Raw genomic sequence first — 15,767 nt, 5'->3', positions numbered from 1 at the left:
CTTTAATATATTGTATTAAATTTATACATAATGGACTTTAAATTGGCAAACTCTAAATTCATCGGCGGCATTCTTCTTATCGTAGGTACGTCCATTGGTGGCGGGATGCTGGCCTTACCCGTTTCGACAGCGGAAGTTGGTTTTACCAATTCCATTTTTTTCCTGATTTTATGCTGGTTCATCATGACCGTTGGCGCTTTATTGATACTGGAAGTGAATTTGCGCTTACCAGCAGGCAGCAACATGGTTTCGATGGCCAAGTCGACGCTGGGTTTACCCGGACAAATCATTGCCTGGATAACCTACCTTTTCTTGCTCTATACCCTCCTCGCGGCCTACATTTCAGGCGGCAGTGATGTGCTTGGCGGCATTTTGGGACGCGTCAATTTAAGTATGCCAACCTGGATTACCGCCCTGATTTTTACCGGCTTGTTCAGCTTGGTCGTTTATGCCGGCATCCGGGCAGTTGATTATGTCAACCGCGGCCTGATGTTTGGAAAACTCGGTATTTATTTATTACTGGTCGTCATTATCAGTCCCCATATCAATTTCAGCACCTTAAGCGGCGGTTCGATTAAGGCCATCACCGGCAGTTTGATGATATTAGTCACCTCCTTTGGTTTCGCATCCATTGTGCCAAGCCTGCGTGATTATTTTAATGATGATGTGGCTGCATTGCGCAAGGTTATTCTTTTTGGCTCGTTGATTCCCCTGACCTGTTATATAATCTGGGATGCGGTCATCATGGGTGTTATTTCACGTGATGGTGCGGAAGGGTTAATTGCCTTGGCGAGTAACGAACATACCACCAGCGGTTTGACCGATTCATTAAGCAATGCCGTTCATAGCCAATGGATCACCGGCTTTTTTGGCTTTTTCACATCCATCTGCATGGTCACTGCCTTTTTAGGTGTGTCCATTGGTTTATTTGATTTTCTGGCAGATGGTTTATCCCTTAAGAAATCAGGTTTACAGGGTAAATGGACATTGGCCCTGACATTCATCCCGCCTTTGGTGGTCGTTCTGGTTAATCCGGGTATCTACCTGCATGCGTTGGCTTACGCAGGCGTTTGTTGCATCATCCTTTTGCTGCTGCTCCCGGCCATCATGACCTGGCGCGCCCGCAGCGCCAATCCTAATGGGGGTATCGTCCTGGTGCCTGGTGGCAATCTATTATTGGGCACGGTTGCACTGACCGCCATTTTCCTTCTGACGCTGGCGATATAAGCCGATAGTAATACCATAAAGACTGCCAAGGGCAGTCTTTATGGTTTCCGAGTTATTGATAAAATGCTTCAGGCGGGTTATTTTCCAATTCTTGACGTAATTCCTCGCTGAGTAGCGTTTCAACGCGTAGGGGATCGACCCAATAGGTTTGCAAGACCAGCAGGGTTTTATAGGCCAGGTCGACATTTCGGGCAATCAATTCTTCCATCACTTTAAAGAGTTGCGCTTCCTGTGTATCAGGCACGAGGGTTGGCGGGTTAGCCAAGTCTTCAAGAAACTTGGCGAACATCTGGTTAAAATAACCCTGCACCATTTTCGGCACCGGAATGTTGCCATCAAAAATGCGATGATCGGCGCTGATGGACACCGGTAAAATATCCTGAGGCTCAAACGCCTGCGTTTCTTTATTCCACACGGGCTTACGATCGACTTCCAGTAGCGTAAATTTCATGGCTTCATTGCAGCGCAACGGCGATTTGGTTCGCACATAACCACAAAATCCGATATTGCTTAAGGATACCACGGCGTTCCCTGGCAAGGGGTAATCATAGCCATCCGTTGCCAGTTCATACAGCATTTTTTCCAGTTTAACGCTAAGATGCGGGTAGGTTTTTTCCAGGTATTCGCGCTTTTTAAAGCAATAAACCATCATTTTCATGATGTTGCGTACTCGCACAGCAATTTCCTGAAACGGCATGCGATGGCAATTTTCAAACACAATAGTGCCAATGTGATCGCCACAGTCAGGCAATTTAACAATTAACCCCATATAGGCTTCTTTGCTTTGAAACAATTGCCGGTAATTCAAGAACGAACGGAACGAGTCGGTTTCACTTAAGCCCTGACTCACTGCCTGCAGCATCAGGATTGTGACGGTCTCCGGCGGGAATTTTTTATTAAAAAAATCGATGCAACTGATATTGAGATTAAATTCACCGACCATGGTGGGATCAGACGGGTCGCTCCACTGCGTCATAAAGACCTTGCGAATCGGCGTCATCTCCACCGCGTAATGCAATTCAGACATCTGGCGAATTCTTGGGAAAAGTTCTTCACCCACTTTCATGAAAAATTGCCAGTTATCGCTGGGCTTGAGATTAATTTTCTCAAGCTGCTGGACATGCTTTTGATTGAGGGATTGCAGAAAATCAATGGTGCCATCCACACCCAGCAAGGAGCAGACGGAAAACATGTATTTATACTGCAGAAAAATATTGGTCAGCAACTGTTCTTCCAGAAAAGCCATTTTTTGGCGGACCTCATCCATATCCGGTAAGCCAATGTCTTTATACAGATCAGCTTCACACACATGGCGGTGTTCATCTTCAATGATAGTATCAAACACGCGGGGAGCCACACCCTGCTTCTTAAGGCTATAAAAAATTTCCTCAATCCAGCCTTCACCAATGAGATTCAGGAGCATCACCGCTACTTTAGGGCAATCTTCGTTGCGGATAAAATTGCACAATACCTCAATGTGTTCATTGTAGGCCGGCGGTAAAGCATGAGGGGCTGACAGCATGTACACAATTTTAGTAAACACCAGGCCATGGAAAATTTCATCCAGGAATTGAACCCGCATGCGGTGCCTGTGCTCCTCCGTAGACATCTTATCCTGAAATTTTAAAGGCACTTGAATGGCAAGGACTTCGAGTTGAGCGAGCAATGAAAAAGTAAAAACATACAATAACTTATGATTTTTTAATTCAAAAGGCAGCCCGTCTTTGAACAAATCATCCATCCGCTGGCGAATAAGATTTTTTTCCTCTTCTGTTATCTTGTTCCAGCCCTCTAAAATCCATTGTTCAGAACCCCAGGCTGTGCGGAGAAATTCATTAAGCTCACTCACTGTTTAAACCCTCTTTCATTGATGCAGAAGCATCATACCCACAGCGGAGTAATAGCGTCAACCTTAAAGCCCGGCCAGTTTTTTAAAGAAAAAGAAAATTTGCATTCAAGGAAAAACAGGATCACAATCCTGATTGGGCACACTGGGTCACATCCAGTGTTTACATGAAGCGGTTTACATCCTGTTAATCCAGTTATGAACAAAACCAAACCCTTTTTAAAATGGGCAGGCAACAAATTCCACTGCCTGGAATTCATTTTGAAATCCCTCCCTCCTGGCAAGCGCTTGATTGAGCCTTTCGCTGGTTCCGGAGCAGTATTTATCAATTCGGGTTATGCTTCCTACCTTTTGGCAGAGCGCAATCTTGACTTAATCACGCTTTATAATCACCTGCAACAGGAAGGAAGTGCGTTTATCGACTACTGTGAGCAATATTTTATTTCTTTAAACAACTCACCGGAACAATATTACCGCTTGCGTGATCAATTTAATCAAACACAACCCTCGCGTGAACGGGCCGCCCTGTTTCTTTATCTGAATCGCCATGGCTACAATGGCCTTTGCCGCTATAATCTCAAGGGATTTTATAATGTGCCTTTTGGCCGCTACCGCCGCCCTTACTTTCCCCGACGGGAAATGATGCTTTTTCATCACCGCAGTCAACCGGTGCAATTTATCCACGCCGATTTCCGTGAAACCTTCGCGCTGGCTGAAAAAGGAGACATTATCTACTGCGACCCGCCCTATGTTCCTCTGTCAGCCAGTGCCAGCTTCTCGTCCTACATTGACAAACGCTTCAGTGAGGAAGATCAAATTGAATTGGCCAAGCTAGCGATAGCTTCAGCAAATCAAGGAGTCACGGTGGTCATTTCTAACCATGATACGGCGTTTACGCGTCATCACTACCGTGATAGCGACATCATGTCCTTTCCAGTCAAACGCATGATCAGTTGTAAAGCGCATCAGCGGCTACCGGTTCAGGAACTGGTAGCCGTGTTTCGATGAGGAGGCTAGTGTTGAGTGGACGTGGCATCTTTCATGAAAAAAGCAAAGACAGCCACTAACAGTAACGAAATCGGCAACACAGAGAGCGCAACTTGATAATCCACCACTGTGTAAACGTGTTCGCCGTTGACCAGATGACTGTCGCCGAAGGTATCCAGTAATTTACCCACTAACGGTTGGAATATCACCCCGCCCAGCGTCACAATCATGTTTACAGCTGCAAAGACGGTTCCTGACAATTTGGCGCCGCTGTTTTCTTTACCCATGATAAACACAATAATTTCGGTAGCGCTGAACACCCCATAAAAGAATAACAGCACATTGAGCCAGAAATAGGACAAGCCGGGATAATAAAGCACCATACTGATGCAACCTAATCCCAGGATCGCACCCATCACCAGGAATAACACCCGCCGACCGGTTAAATCAGAAAAATAGCCGGCTAAAGGCGCACCGACTGCCCAGCCAAGAAACATGGCTGAAATCGAATGGGCTGCTTCAATTTTACTCAAATGATGCGCCTGCTCCAGGTAAGTCTTACCCCACAATTCGCCAAAAACCGAAAGCGAGGTGTACAGACAGGCCCCTACAAAACCAACGAGCCAGACCTGTGGCGACAACAGCACAAAACGGACATTTTGCCAGAACTCAGGTAAGGGAATCTGGCTGGCCGGCTTTCCTTCCGGGCCATCGCGCACAATCAGAAAAATGATTAACGTCAATACGCCGCCAATGGTCACCATTAAATTCAATACATGCAACCAGCCCATGGTTTCAGCAATATCCGTAATCTTGACTTCGCCATAGACCAAACCCAGCATCCCGAGTGTGGTAATCAAGCCTGCAACGAGAGAAAAATAGCGTCGCGGCAACCATTGCAGAGCCAGCGACAACACGCCGACAAATGCGAACGAGGAGCCGAATCCAACCAAGAACCGGCCGCTGCCGGCAATGATCATGGATGATGTGATGGTAAACATCCACGAGCCCAAAGTACAGCACAGGCAGGCAAAGGTAAGCAGGCGCCGGGGACCAAAACGATCCATCAACATGCCCACCGGCAACTGCATGGGTGAATAGGCAAAATAATAAAATGCCGATAATTCACCAAACGTTGTGGCCGATATATGACCAAATGCAGCACTCAATTCGCTTTGCAAGGCTCCCGGAAGAATGCGTAAGACGAATTCGTAGCAGTAGAAAAAAGCGCCTACTGCACAAATCAGGCTACCCAGGATAGCCTGTCTTTTACTAATTGACTTAATGGTTAGCGTCTGCATGAGTCTCATCTAAAAAGAAGGTTAATATAGCGGCAAGCACAATCCCCAAAGGAATAATGGATAGTGCGAATTGATAATCGCTGGCCGTGTAAAGCTGCGCCAGCTTATCGGTAGACAGGTTCTCCAGACCGGCGGCGTGCGTATGAACCGACAAACTGAAATCCAGTAACCGGCCAACCAGGGGCTGCAGGAACATAGCCCCCAGCATCACAATCATATTGGTCATGGCAATAGCGGTTCCTGCTGCTTCATTCGGGCTCAACTCACGGCCGACGGCAAAGACAATGCACTGCGCGCTGTAAAGCAAGCCTAAGACAAACATCAACACATCAAGCCCGACTTCCGTCAATCCCGGCATGTAAAGCACCATCATCATGACAATAGCCGCCCCCACCGCACCGATGATCATGGGCAGTTTACGCCGTTTTAATTTATCCGAGAGCAGCCCAAATAAAGGTGCACCAATTGTAAAACCTAAGAAAAGTAAGGAATTGGCTAAGTCAGCGGCTTCAAGAGACAATCCATGTGCATTTTTTAAATAGGGAATGCCCCATAGCTCAGCAAATACCGTGGCTGGTAGATAAACCAGGCAACCGTACATGCCATTGATCCAGATTTGTCTGTTACGGGCGATAATGCCTAAGTCAATCATGCTTTGACGAAAATTCTCCACCGTACCGCTTTGACGCTGGTAACGGTGCCGATCACGAATACCATACCACAGGACAAAAATTAAGCCGATACCAAAAATAGCCGTGTAGTTCACCGTTTCACGCCAGCCCAGCTTCATAACCATATATCCTAACAAATTATCGCCGACCATAGCACCAATGGTGCCTAAGGCGGAAGCCATACCGGATACCATCGCCAGTTTGTCTTCCGGTAACCAAATAGTGGCCAGTTTTAACACCCCAACGAATGCGAAAGCCGAGCCGAAACCAACCAGAAAACGACCAACTGCCGCTACCCAGAATACCTGGGTGCCGCAGAAAATGAATGTGCCAATCACACAGACGATACAGGCGAGTGTTAACAGCAAGCGGGGACCGTACCGATCCAGGAGGACGCCCACCGGGATTTGTAAGGGAACGTAAGCGTAATAATAAAAGGCGGATAATAAACCAAAACCCGTAGCAGACAGGTTGAAATGTTCCCTTAGTGCAGGCTCCATCACACTGGGGGATATTCGTAATAAATACTCATAGCTGTAATACAGAGCACCAAGACCACAGATTAACCAGGCCATGACCATGTATTTTTTTTCATTCATAGTACGCAAAACTGACTCCTTAACTTACTCACTGGTTAAGCACAAGAATGGATAAATGCTTCATTAATTCGGTGTGCGCTCAATCCGACTGACACCGCTTGCTATCGCAGCTTTGGCCACCGCCTGAGCGACTTTGTCTTTCAGGCGGGGATCAATCGGCTTGGGAATGATGTAGTGAGGTCCAAAATCCCAGTTATCTACACCGGGATAATTGTCCTTAACGACTTGAGGTACTGGTTCGAGAACCAATTGACGGATGGCTTCAACAGCAGCAATCTGCATTGACTGATTGATGCACGTAGCACGTACATCCAGCGCCCCCCTGAAGATGTATGGAAAACACAAAACATTGTTTACCTGATTGGGATAATCGCTACGCCCCGTGGCAATGATTAAATCATCGCGGTAACGGTGGGCTATCTCGGGCCTGATTTCCGGATCAGGATTGGACAGCGCGAAAATGACAGGATCAGGCGCCATTAATTTCAATAAATCCGCATTTAATAAATCCGGTTTGGCTACACCGATAAACACATCCGCATCAACAAGCGCATCCGCCAAGGTGCGGCGATCGGTTTTACGTGCGAAGGCAAATTTGTAAGAATTAAGATCCTCCCGGCCGGTATGGATGACGCCCTTACTGTCCAGTAACAGCATATTTTCCTTATCAGCGCCCAAGGCGACTAACAGACGCATGGATGCAATACCCGCCGCACCGGCACCAATGCAGACAATGCGGACATCTGACAGTTTTTTCTTTTTCAAATCCAGGGCATTCAGCAAACCGGCAGCAACCACGATCGCTGTACCATGCTGGTCATCATGAAAAACGGGGATATCGAGTTGTTCAATCAGTGCCTGCTCTATTTCAAAGCATTCGGGCGCTTTAATGTCTTCGAGATTAATGCCGCCGAATGTTGGGGCAATGCGTTTGGCCGTAGAAATAAACGCCTGGGGGTTATCGGCATCGATTTCAATGTCAAAGACATCGATGTCAGCGAACCGTTTAAAAAGAACAGCTTTTCCTTCCATAACCGGCTTACTGGCTAAAGGCCCTACGTTTCCAAGCCCGAGCACAGCGGTGCCATTGGTCATCACGGCAACTAAATTTCCTTTACCGGTGTAACGAAACGCATCATTGGGGTTCTCAGCAATAGCAAGCACGGGTTCAGCAACACCCGGAGTATAAGCCAGGGATAAATCATCCTGGGAATTCGTTGGCTTGGTTACATTGACGGCGAGTTTTCCTGCTTTAGGAAACTCATGGTAATGCAGGGCGCGTTGCTTTAACTCATCTTTATCCAAGGTGCTCACTCTCTTCTCACAAAATCCAGCGAAAAATCATATAGAAAAAAAATTAACATGAACAGTCATTTTGCAAAAAAAAGGCGCATTTTTACTGCGCCTCGAATTTTTTATCAATATTATCATGCCATTATAGCGTGGCTAAACAGCGAATTAATCTTTCTTTTTATAACGATCACGGAATTTCTGTACGCGTCCACCCGTATCAACCAGCTTTTGTTTACCCGTATAAAAAGGATGGCATTCAGCACAAACCTCGATAGCCAGATCATGAGCTAACGTTGAACCGGTTTCAAAGCTATGGCCGCAACTGCAGCTCACTTTAATTGTTTTATATTCTGGATGAATTGAAGGTTGCATAATACCACTCTCACTGTTTGTAGATGAATATCGCCATCTGGTCACCTGCCAGACACCATACTCTTTGTAAATGACGGGCAAGGTTACCAGAAATCGGCATTTAAATCAATTTTTTCTATCGGGTAATAACCGTCCTTCCTCAAAGAAGGTGACCTGACCGGTTTTAATATCATGGATACCAGCGACAACACCGACTTGCCCCTGATCAATCAACTCCTTAATAATAGGACTACGTTGGACAATTTGCTGAACAACCTTTAAGGCATTGTTTTTGGCAATGGCATCAATTAATGCAGGATCTGTGCAGCTGTCCAAATGGGTTTCTTTTTTAGTCGGCGAAACAAGCGGACTGATTTTATCCAGAACGCTGTCCAAATGGCCCAGGTGAACACCTTTACAAGCACCAACGACCGCCCCGCAGGAGGTATGGCCAAGCACGACGATCAAGCGAGAACCCACCGCCTTGGTCGCGAATTCCATGCTGCCCAGGATATCATCATTGAGAACATTACCAGCCACCCGCAGAATAAATAAATCAGCCAATCCCTGATCAAAGAACAATTCAGGAACACTGCGTGAATCCATGCAGTTCAATACAACCGCCCAGGGGTATTGACCATAGGAAGCCATCTTGGCTTGTGCCAGGTAATCCCTTTTTTGCAGGTTGCCGCTTAGGAAACGCTGATTTCCCTCTTTCAGTCGCAGCAAAGCTTGCCGAGGCGTAATGCGCATGAGTTTTGACGCGGTAGTCACCTTGGCGATAGGCAGTGAATCATCCACAGTAGCGGCTGTGTCATTGGCTGCGTAAGCAGACGTTGAAAGCAGCAGGGCCAGACTAATTCCTTTTATTATTTTCATTCTCTTTCCTTATGAATCTGGATCAGATATCAAGTTCAACCATTACCGGCGCGTGATCAGAAGGTCGTTCATGTTTACGCGGCTCCTTATCAATGGTAGAGCGAAGACAGCAAGCGGTCAATTCATTGCTTAAAAGCAAGTGGTCAATGCGTAACCCGCGGTTGCGCCGAAACCCCGCTGCGCGATAATCCCACCAGCTAAACAATTTTTCTTCCTGTTCAAATAAACGAAAGCTATCGGTCAGGCCCAGATTAATCATCTCAAAAAAGGCCTGCCGCTCCAGCGGACTGACCAGTACCGAGCCTACCCATTCGGCGGGATCATGCACATCCCTATCGTCCGGTGCAATATTAAAATCCCCTACTACAGCCAATTTGGGATGCAGGGCCAACTGTTGCTCAATATAGAGTTTAACCTTGGCCAACCAGGATAATTTATAATGGTATTTTTCAGAATCCACCATTGAACCATTGGGAATATAGAGATTGATTAAACGCATGCCGGCGACAGTCACCGCCAGAATGCGGCGCTGTGGGTCATCAAGTCCCGGGATATCCCGAGCTATCTCAGTCATGGTGTAACGGCTGATAATGGCCACGCCATTGTAACTTTTTTGACCGGAATACACGACTTCAAAGCCTCGCTCGGAAAAGCATTGGGCAGGAAACTGCTCATCAATGAGTTTGGTTTCCTGCAAAGCTAAAATATCGGTTTGTGTCGCATCAAGCCAGGCCAACACCTGATCCAGCCGAATTTTTAAGGAATTGACATTCCAACTCGCTAACTTAAGCACCAATCCCCCTTGTAATCGATAATTAACGGCGCATGATCGGACCAACGGCCTTCACGATGAATATACACAGTATCCACGCTCTCGGTTAATCCTGGAGTAATGACCTGATAATCGATTCTCCACCCTACATTCTTTTCCCAGGCACGGCTACGATAAGACCACCAGGTGTACTGCTCTTCCTCCTGATTGCGAACACGGAAGGCATCAACAAACCCCATGGCGCCAAATAATTGATCCATCCAGGCACGCTCATCCGGTAAGAAACCGGAGTTCTTCTGGTTGCTACGCCAGTTTTTTAAGTCGACTTTTTTATGAGCAATATTGTAATCGCCGCAAATAATTAATTCCCGCCCTTCCTCTTTGAGATGAAGCAGGTGTTCGGCGAACCGTTTCAGGAAATCGTATTTTACCTCCTGACGCCCGTCGCCACTGGTCCCCGAGGGCATATAGAGTGAAATGACACTTAATTTGGGGTAATCGAATTGAATATAACGCCCTTCCTTGTCGCAATAATCAAAACCCAATCCTTTCACTACGCGTTCTGGTTTGTGTTTGGAAAAAATGGCCACGCCGCTATAACCCTTTTTCTCTGCATCATAAAAATCACAATAATAATCCCGCGGGTAATAAAGTTCTTCCGGCAGTAATTGGTGCACCTGTGATTTGGTTTCCTGAAGACAGACAAAATCGGCATTCTGGGTCAGCAGCCACTCATAAAAACCATTCCTGGCGGCAGCACGAATACCATTAGCATTAAAACTGATAACTTTCACGGCATTTCCAATACTTAAAACAACTGACCTTACTGAGACTGAACACTAATTGCAAGATGTTCTGCTCTTATCAGGTAAATATTAGTACATACTAACCATCGCACTCTACCCATGGATACCGCGGTCAAGCCGTGGTACGTCGAGGGATGTTGGTAGAGGAGATGTTGTGGCACGTAGTCAAGGCTGGTCGGGCCTTGGCCGGCTTGCGATTGCTGTTGTGAAAACCTGGATACCGCGGTACGTCGAGGGGATATTACTCTACGCAGAGGAGATGCCGTTGCATGTCATTGAACTGCGCCTACGTTCCGCACCTTGTGCGCAAAATCCATGCGGTCGCATTCATTACAAAATGACTCACATCGCAGTGCGGTATGGGCCTGTTATCACACTGGCTTAGCATGGGTTCAGAGCGGCTTTGTCCCCACACTGATTTTCAAGGCAAGGCTTGCCAGCCGTTTGCCCAGGCGTTTCGCTAAAACCATTTCATCATCGCTAATGGGTTTATCATTTGCCACACCGGCCACATGGGTCACACCATAAGGGGTTCCCCCGGATTGAGTCGTGTTTAATTGCGGTTCGGTATAAGGAAGACCCACCATGATCATGCCATGGTGGATAAGCGGAATCATCATGCTGGTCAGGGTAGTTTCCTGGCCGCCGTGCATGGAGGCGGAAGAAGAGAACACGCAGGCCGGTTTATCCACCAGATCGCCAGTTAACCACAAGGGCGTGGTATTATCGATAAAATGTTTCAGGGGAGCTGCCATGTTGCCAAAACGGGTGGGACTTCCCAAGGCTAAACCGCTGCATCCCTTTAAATCATCCAGTGTCGCATAAGGAGCCCCTTTATCCGGTACTGGGTTGTCAATCGCCTCGCAAGTGGCCGAGACGGGCGGCACCGTGCGGAGGCGGGCCTCGATACCCTCGACGCTTTCAATGCCGCGGGCAATGTACTGTGCCAATTGCGCCGTTGCGCCACTGCGCGAATAATAAACCACCAATATATACGGTTTAATCATAACTTCATTTCCTTTGGATGGGCTTACAGGTGGACGGTGGACTTGTCTGCTTTTTTCATCGCCGGATGCGGCTGCCTGAAAAACCATAGCAGGGCCGCACTGACACTTAACCCACCAAAAGCCAGCATCATTGGCAACCCGGCTCCCACTTGCGCTATCAAGCCCGTGAATAAAGACGTTAAACCAAAGCAAAGCGCCATAATCGACCCGGTGACACCCATCACCCACCCTTGTTCATTGTCAGTGACCTGATTTGAAAAGATAGTCAGCAGGATAGAATAAGCGACCGATAAACTGATGCCGATGAAAAAGGTAGCGACCCAGGCGACCCATTGTTGCTGGCTGAACAGGACAAAAAGCACATTGACGGCCGTGATTAATAGTCCCGCTACCACGGTCTTGCCATAATCAAAACGGAGCGTACACCAATCAACAATGTAACCACAGCCAATGCTGAAGCCCAAGCCCATGACCGCCAGAAAAAAGGAATTCTGCATGGCCGTGTAATGGTACGTTTGCAGCAGGTAAAGAGGAATAAAGGAAAAATAATTACTCCAGCCAAAAATCATGACCAGCAGCACCAGCGAATAGCGGTTAATGGCCGGATGCTTGAACGCTGAGATAAAAATATGAATGGCATGATGCCAGCGGATGCGGATTTTATCATGTGCCCGGGTAAACGTTTCTTTAAACGTGAATTGCAGCAGGATAGCATTCAACAGGGAAATCAACGAGGCAAAATAAAGCGGGGTCGCAAAATTAAACCAACTGACCAGCCGCGTGTCAGACAGAATACCGCCAAAAACGGGGCCAAAGACAAAGCCCAAGGAAACTGACAGCAGGATAAGACCGATATTGCGGGCCTTGTGCTCTTCCGAACTGACATCGACAATGGCCGCCTGGGCAATCGGCTGGCTGCCAGCTGTAAAGCCGGCAATAATACGTCCGGCGAGCAAGGCCCAGTAGCTCTGAAAAACCACCGCAACAGCCGACAAAAGATAACCCAGAAACGCCCCAATCAGGCAAATCATCAATGATTTCTTGCGACCTACACTGTCCGATAAATCACCCAGGACTGCCGCACCAAAAAACCAGCAGATCATAAAAATGCCGATGGTTAAGCCATAATAAAAATCGCGCATGGCCTCACTGGTTCCCGCCGGTAAAAAACCAGCCGCGGGATCAATCAGTATGGAATTGAGAATAGGGAACAACAGCCCCAACCCCATCCCGTCAATAAAAAGCACCAGAAAAAGGGGCAACATGGAAACCAACGATTTTTCCTGATTCATTACTGCCTAAACTCCGTCAATTATACAGATTACCGCCCGCGCTACTGGCGAGGAAGCCTGAAATTCAGTCCCTGGCGGACCGGCTGCTTCGTACTGCGGTAAGGATTAATGTCCAAACCACCCCGCCGTGTGTAACGGCCATACACCGTCAGCTCGTCCGGCTGACACTGCCGCATAATATCAATGAAAATCCGCTCAATGCATTGTTCATGAAATTCATTGTGGTTGCGAAAAGAAACCAGGTATTTTAACAACCCTTCACGGTTTATTTTTTGCCCTTTGTAACTAATCTGCACGCTGCCCCAATCAGGCTGGTTAGTCACCAGGCAATTGGACTTTAACAAATCGGAGTAAAGGGTTTCTTCAACCGGTTCGCCTGTCGCCGTTAAAAACGACGGTTCGACCGTGTAGGTTGAGCACGCCACGTCGAGATGATCAATGCATTCACCATTAAACCGTTCATAAAGAGGTAGAATGACACCCGAGCCCAAGGGGTGGACAGCCACCCTCACGTCGCCCTGAACACGCTGTTCAAGATCGCTTTTTATGATATTGACTACGTCGGTGAGGGATTTAAACCGGGTATTGTTGAACGAATTAAAGTAAAGTTTCAGTGACTTGGATTCAATCAGCATCGGCGTGCGGCAATCATAATCGATTTCCGCCACAGCGACAATGGGCTTCCCTTTCTCATTCAGCCAGGACACTTCGTAATGATTCCACCCGTCGAAGCCGTAAAAAGGCAACTCGTGAGCAGGATTGATACCAATTTCCCGGCGCTTGCCGGCGCGTGGAATCGGGTAAAGCCTTTGCGGATTGTATGAGGCATCATACTCCGACTTTCTGCCTAACTCGGAATCATCCGCCTGATTATTATATTTATCTACTCCATTATTCATATTGCTTAACTCCAAAATTGCAATGATTTCTGCCGTACTTCGCCAGTTCACAGCCTGCTGCGCTTCCCGTTGTGATGCGATATAAGTCAGCAAAGCCGACGCCTCTTTCAGCTGCCGTGCTTTTTCGGCAAGCAGCCTGGCCTGAACGACCAGGGATTTCTGAATATCAAACTGCGGATCATTCAGCGTTTTCTTAATCTCATTGAGAGAAAAGCCTAAGTATTTCAGTGTGACGATTTGCTGCAATCGCAGTAAATCGGCATCCGAATACAGACGATAACCAGCATCCGAACGCTTGCTGGGCTTAAGCAAGCCCCTCTCATCGTAGTATTGCAAAGAACGCACTGACAATGAGGTAAGGCGGCTGATTTCTTTAATCTGATAATACCGCATGTTTGACTCCTCACGACGCATTGTAATGGATCACGTTACGTGAGGGTCAAGACGGATCATAACGGCATCAGTGACATTTGCTCCCGGTCGTCCTTTTTTGTAATCCGCGGGGAACCTGAGAATAATGAGTCATCATACAACGCTCTTGCGCTGTGCTTTCTTTCTGGCTCAATGCAGGCCTTTGCCGCGGTTTTCCGGGCACGAATGGTACGGACATCATCATCCATGGACGAGTAAATAAACGGTTTTGATGCCTCTTTAAAAAAGATAGGATCCTTGCTTGAGCCATTATTGCATCGAAAATAGTCTGGATTTTTTTTAATAAAGACACCAACGTCCATATCCAGCACGACATTATCACAATAATTATTCATAATCAGCAGTTGTTCTTCCGGCTTAAGATCCGAGAAACCCGGTACACTCTGAAAATAAGTTTTTGTACCCTTTGCATAAACGAAATACATAATGCTTGACAGGCAGGGGAAACGGTACGGGCTCAACAGGAGATACTGGGTGATAAACTCAGAAGCGGTAAACGCAAACGCCTGATTAGGAACGACACGAAACCGGCGTAACTTCTCGGGCAAGCGCTCACGCATCAGGTCAAACAGACAAGTGGCAAATTCTCCTTTTTTTACATCCTTAAGCGACCAGGCCTCCGCTTTCAATAAGTCAAGCGCGGTGATTTTGCCCACGCCCGCCTCGGCGGGCATGTCCAAATGGCCTCCCTCAAGCAATTTTGAATTTAAATATTCCTGCAGGGCATGACCAAAGGGGCCGTGCAGACGGCTAACCGTATGCGGAAATTCCGGCGGCTCTATAAAAATCTGGCCTCTTGACAAGACGGCGCTTGAGGACGCATCGGACACGATGCCAAAAAAGCGTAACCAGCCATCGCTTTCGAGAAAACGCTTCCGGCCCGGCACTCTGGAATGAAAATTAATGCGGTTTTTTTGCAGTTGCTCCAACAACGGAGTGGTTAAAATCGTTTGCGGGTAGTCAACGTCTAAAATTTCCTGTGAAATGACGGGATAGTAAAGGTGCTCCTCCAGCTCCTGCGTCCCCTGCGCATAGGGAAAGCGCTTGGTCTGATAATACCCAGGGCATAATTTCTTTTCCAGGAGGTGATCGACACTTAAGGAGCAGGCATGAAAATTGTCAGCACACGCCTGTTCCAGCTTATCCAGCAGGGAATCAATTAGGACCTTGTCACTGATTAAAAGCGTATAAATCTGAGCCTTAACATAGAGAATGGCTTCAAACCGTTTTTGGGATAGCCCGTTCGGCTTTTGTACCGCGTTGAGCAAGTCTTCAAAAATCACCTGTACGCAATCCAGTTTCTCCGCACGCATCAGGAAGGTGTCCGCTTTTAAGCGCTGGTACCGTTTTTTAAGCTCATCCAACGAGATCAAAGGGAAAATTTTTTCTAGCATGGTTATCAAGT

At 47.3% G+C, this 15,767-nt stretch carries 15 protein-coding genes and 1 pseudogene; 3 read left to right on the top strand and 13 right to left on the bottom strand.

Translation table 11 applies throughout. The annotated features are described in order from the left end of the window. Positions 1–42 precede the first annotated feature (42 nt). Positions 43–1,227: an amino acid permease gene (locus Lery_RS07615; RefSeq protein WP_058526846.1), complete on the top strand. Its 1,185-nt coding sequence runs from the start codon at positions 43–45 to the stop codon at positions 1,225–1,227. 52 nt (positions 1,228–1,279) lie between these two features. On the opposite strand, the gene Lery_RS07610 is transcribed toward Lery_RS07615, so the two are convergent. Further along, positions 1,280–3,076, bottom strand: a complete 1,797-nt coding sequence (locus Lery_RS07610) for a 2-oxo acid dehydrogenase subunit E2 (RefSeq protein WP_058526661.1) — start codon at positions 3,074–3,076, stop codon at positions 1,280–1,282. 195 nt (positions 3,077–3,271) lie between these two features. On the opposite strand from Lery_RS07610, the gene Lery_RS07605 reads away from it, so the two are divergent. Next, positions 3,272–4,081: a DNA adenine methylase gene (locus Lery_RS07605; protein ID WP_058526660.1), complete on the top strand. Its 810-nt coding sequence runs from the start codon at positions 3,272–3,274 to the stop codon at positions 4,079–4,081. A gap of 5 nt (positions 4,082–4,086) precedes the next feature. Here Lery_RS07605 and Lery_RS07600 read toward each other — a convergent pair whose 3' ends face one another. From Lery_RS07600 to Lery_RS07570, 7 genes are all read right to left on the bottom strand, one after another. Then, positions 4,087–5,361: an MFS transporter gene (locus Lery_RS07600; RefSeq protein WP_131751096.1), complete on the bottom strand. Its 1,275-nt coding sequence runs from the start codon at positions 5,359–5,361 to the stop codon at positions 4,087–4,089. Beyond that, positions 5,342–6,631 (bottom strand): MFS transporter, encoded by a 1,290-nt coding sequence (locus Lery_RS07595; RefSeq protein ID WP_131751101.1) that lies wholly within the window; start codon positions 6,629–6,631, stop codon positions 5,342–5,344. Before Lery_RS07595 ends, Lery_RS07600 begins: the two co-directional genes overlap by 20 nt. Positions 6,632–6,694: 63 nt before the next feature. Further along, the gene (locus tag Lery_RS07590; RefSeq protein WP_058526845.1) at positions 6,695–7,936 is read right to left on the bottom strand and encodes a malic enzyme-like NAD(P)-binding protein; all 1,242 of its coding nucleotides are present in this window, start codon (positions 7,934–7,936) and stop codon (positions 6,695–6,697) included. A gap of 153 nt (positions 7,937–8,089) precedes the next feature. Next, on the bottom strand, positions 8,090–8,296 hold the full coding sequence (gene rpmE / locus Lery_RS07585; RefSeq protein WP_058526657.1) for a 50S ribosomal protein L31: 207 nt from the start codon (positions 8,294–8,296) through the stop codon (positions 8,090–8,092). 105 nt (positions 8,297–8,401) lie between these two features. Then, positions 8,402–9,148, bottom strand: coding sequence for a carbonic anhydrase (locus Lery_RS07580; RefSeq protein WP_420324153.1), 747 nt, complete (start codon positions 9,146–9,148; stop codon positions 8,402–8,404). 28 nt (positions 9,149–9,176) lie between these two features. Further along, positions 9,177–9,947 carry an exodeoxyribonuclease III gene (gene xth / locus Lery_RS07575; protein WP_058526656.1) on the bottom strand — a complete coding sequence of 257 codons (771 nt, stop codon included), beginning with the start codon at positions 9,945–9,947 and terminating at the stop codon, positions 9,177–9,179. Further along, positions 9,935–10,720 (bottom strand): exodeoxyribonuclease III, encoded by a 786-nt coding sequence (locus Lery_RS07570; RefSeq protein ID WP_058526655.1) that lies wholly within the window; start codon positions 10,718–10,720, stop codon positions 9,935–9,937. Before Lery_RS07570 ends, xth begins: the two co-directional genes overlap by 13 nt. A 166-nt stretch (positions 10,721–10,886) precedes the next feature. Between Lery_RS07570 and Lery_RS15270 the strand changes: the two genes are divergently transcribed. Beyond that, positions 10,887–11,117 (top strand): hypothetical protein, encoded by a 231-nt coding sequence (locus tag Lery_RS15270; protein ID WP_131751097.1) that lies wholly within the window; start codon positions 10,887–10,889, stop codon positions 11,115–11,117. Between the two features lie 7 nt (positions 11,118–11,124). On the opposite strand, the gene wrbA is transcribed toward Lery_RS15270, so the two are convergent. The 5 genes and pseudogenes from wrbA to Lery_RS07550 all read right to left on the bottom strand — a co-directional run bounded on the left by wrbA (position 11,125) and on the right by Lery_RS07550 (position 15,756). Further along, a complete protein-coding gene (wrbA, locus tag Lery_RS07565; protein ID WP_058526654.1) occupies positions 11,125–11,739 on the bottom strand; it encodes an NAD(P)H:quinone oxidoreductase in 615 nt (204 codons plus the stop codon). Positions 11,740–11,762: 23 nt separating this feature from the next. Then, positions 11,763–13,031 (bottom strand): MFS transporter, encoded by a 1,269-nt coding sequence (locus Lery_RS07560; RefSeq protein WP_058526653.1) that lies wholly within the window; start codon positions 13,029–13,031, stop codon positions 11,763–11,765. A 41-nt stretch (positions 13,032–13,072) separates the two neighbouring features. Next, positions 13,073–13,930 carry an NADPH-dependent 7-cyano-7-deazaguanine reductase QueF gene (queF, locus tag Lery_RS07555; RefSeq protein ID WP_058526843.1) on the bottom strand — a complete coding sequence of 286 codons (858 nt, stop codon included), beginning with the start codon at positions 13,928–13,930 and terminating at the stop codon, positions 13,073–13,075. 240 nt (positions 13,931–14,170) lie between these two features. Further along, positions 14,171–14,323: pseudogene (locus Lery_RS15825) on the bottom strand (MerR family transcriptional regulator); the annotation flags it as partial. 56 nt (positions 14,324–14,379) lie between these two features. Next, positions 14,380–15,756 carry a hypothetical protein gene (locus Lery_RS07550; protein ID WP_058526652.1) on the bottom strand — a complete coding sequence of 459 codons (1,377 nt, stop codon included), beginning with the start codon at positions 15,754–15,756 and terminating at the stop codon, positions 14,380–14,382. Positions 15,757–15,767: the final 11 nt, after the last annotated feature.

It is taken from the genome of Legionella erythra (assembly GCF_001467615.1).
Taxonomy (GTDB): Bacteria; Pseudomonadota; Gammaproteobacteria; order Legionellales; family Legionellaceae; genus Legionella_C; species Legionella_C erythra.
The sequence above is the reverse complement of the archived record's forward strand: the minus strand, read 5'-3'. Positions and strand labels throughout refer to the sequence as shown.

Bases quoted from the DNA above. Each gene is read 5' to 3' on its own strand.
- queF (WP_058526843.1), bottom strand. From the start codon at position 13,930: ATGAATAATGGAGTAGATAAATATAATAATCAGGCGGATGATTCCGAG.
- Lery_RS07605 (WP_058526660.1), top strand. From the start codon at position 3,272: ATGAACAAAACCAAACCCTTTTTAAAATGGGCAGGCAACAAATTCCAC.
- wrbA (WP_058526654.1), bottom strand. From the start codon at position 11,739: ATGATTAAACCGTATATATTGGTGGTTTATTATTCGCGCAGTGGCGCA.
- rpmE (WP_058526657.1), bottom strand. From the start codon at position 8,296: ATGCAACCTTCAATTCATCCAGAATATAAAACAATTAAAGTGAGCTGC.
- Lery_RS07595 (WP_131751101.1), bottom strand. From the start codon at position 6,631: ATGAATGAAAAAAAATACATGGTCATGGCCTGGTTAATCTGTGGTCTT.
- Lery_RS07600 (WP_131751096.1), bottom strand. From the start codon at position 5,361: ATGCAGACGCTAACCATTAAGTCAATTAGTAAAAGACAGGCTATCCTG.
- Lery_RS07560 (WP_058526653.1), bottom strand. From the start codon at position 13,031: ATGAATCAGGAAAAATCGTTGGTTTCCATGTTGCCCCTTTTTCTGGTG.
- Lery_RS07550 (WP_058526652.1), bottom strand. From the start codon at position 15,756: ATGCTAGAAAAAATTTTCCCTTTGATCTCGTTGGATGAGCTTAAAAAA.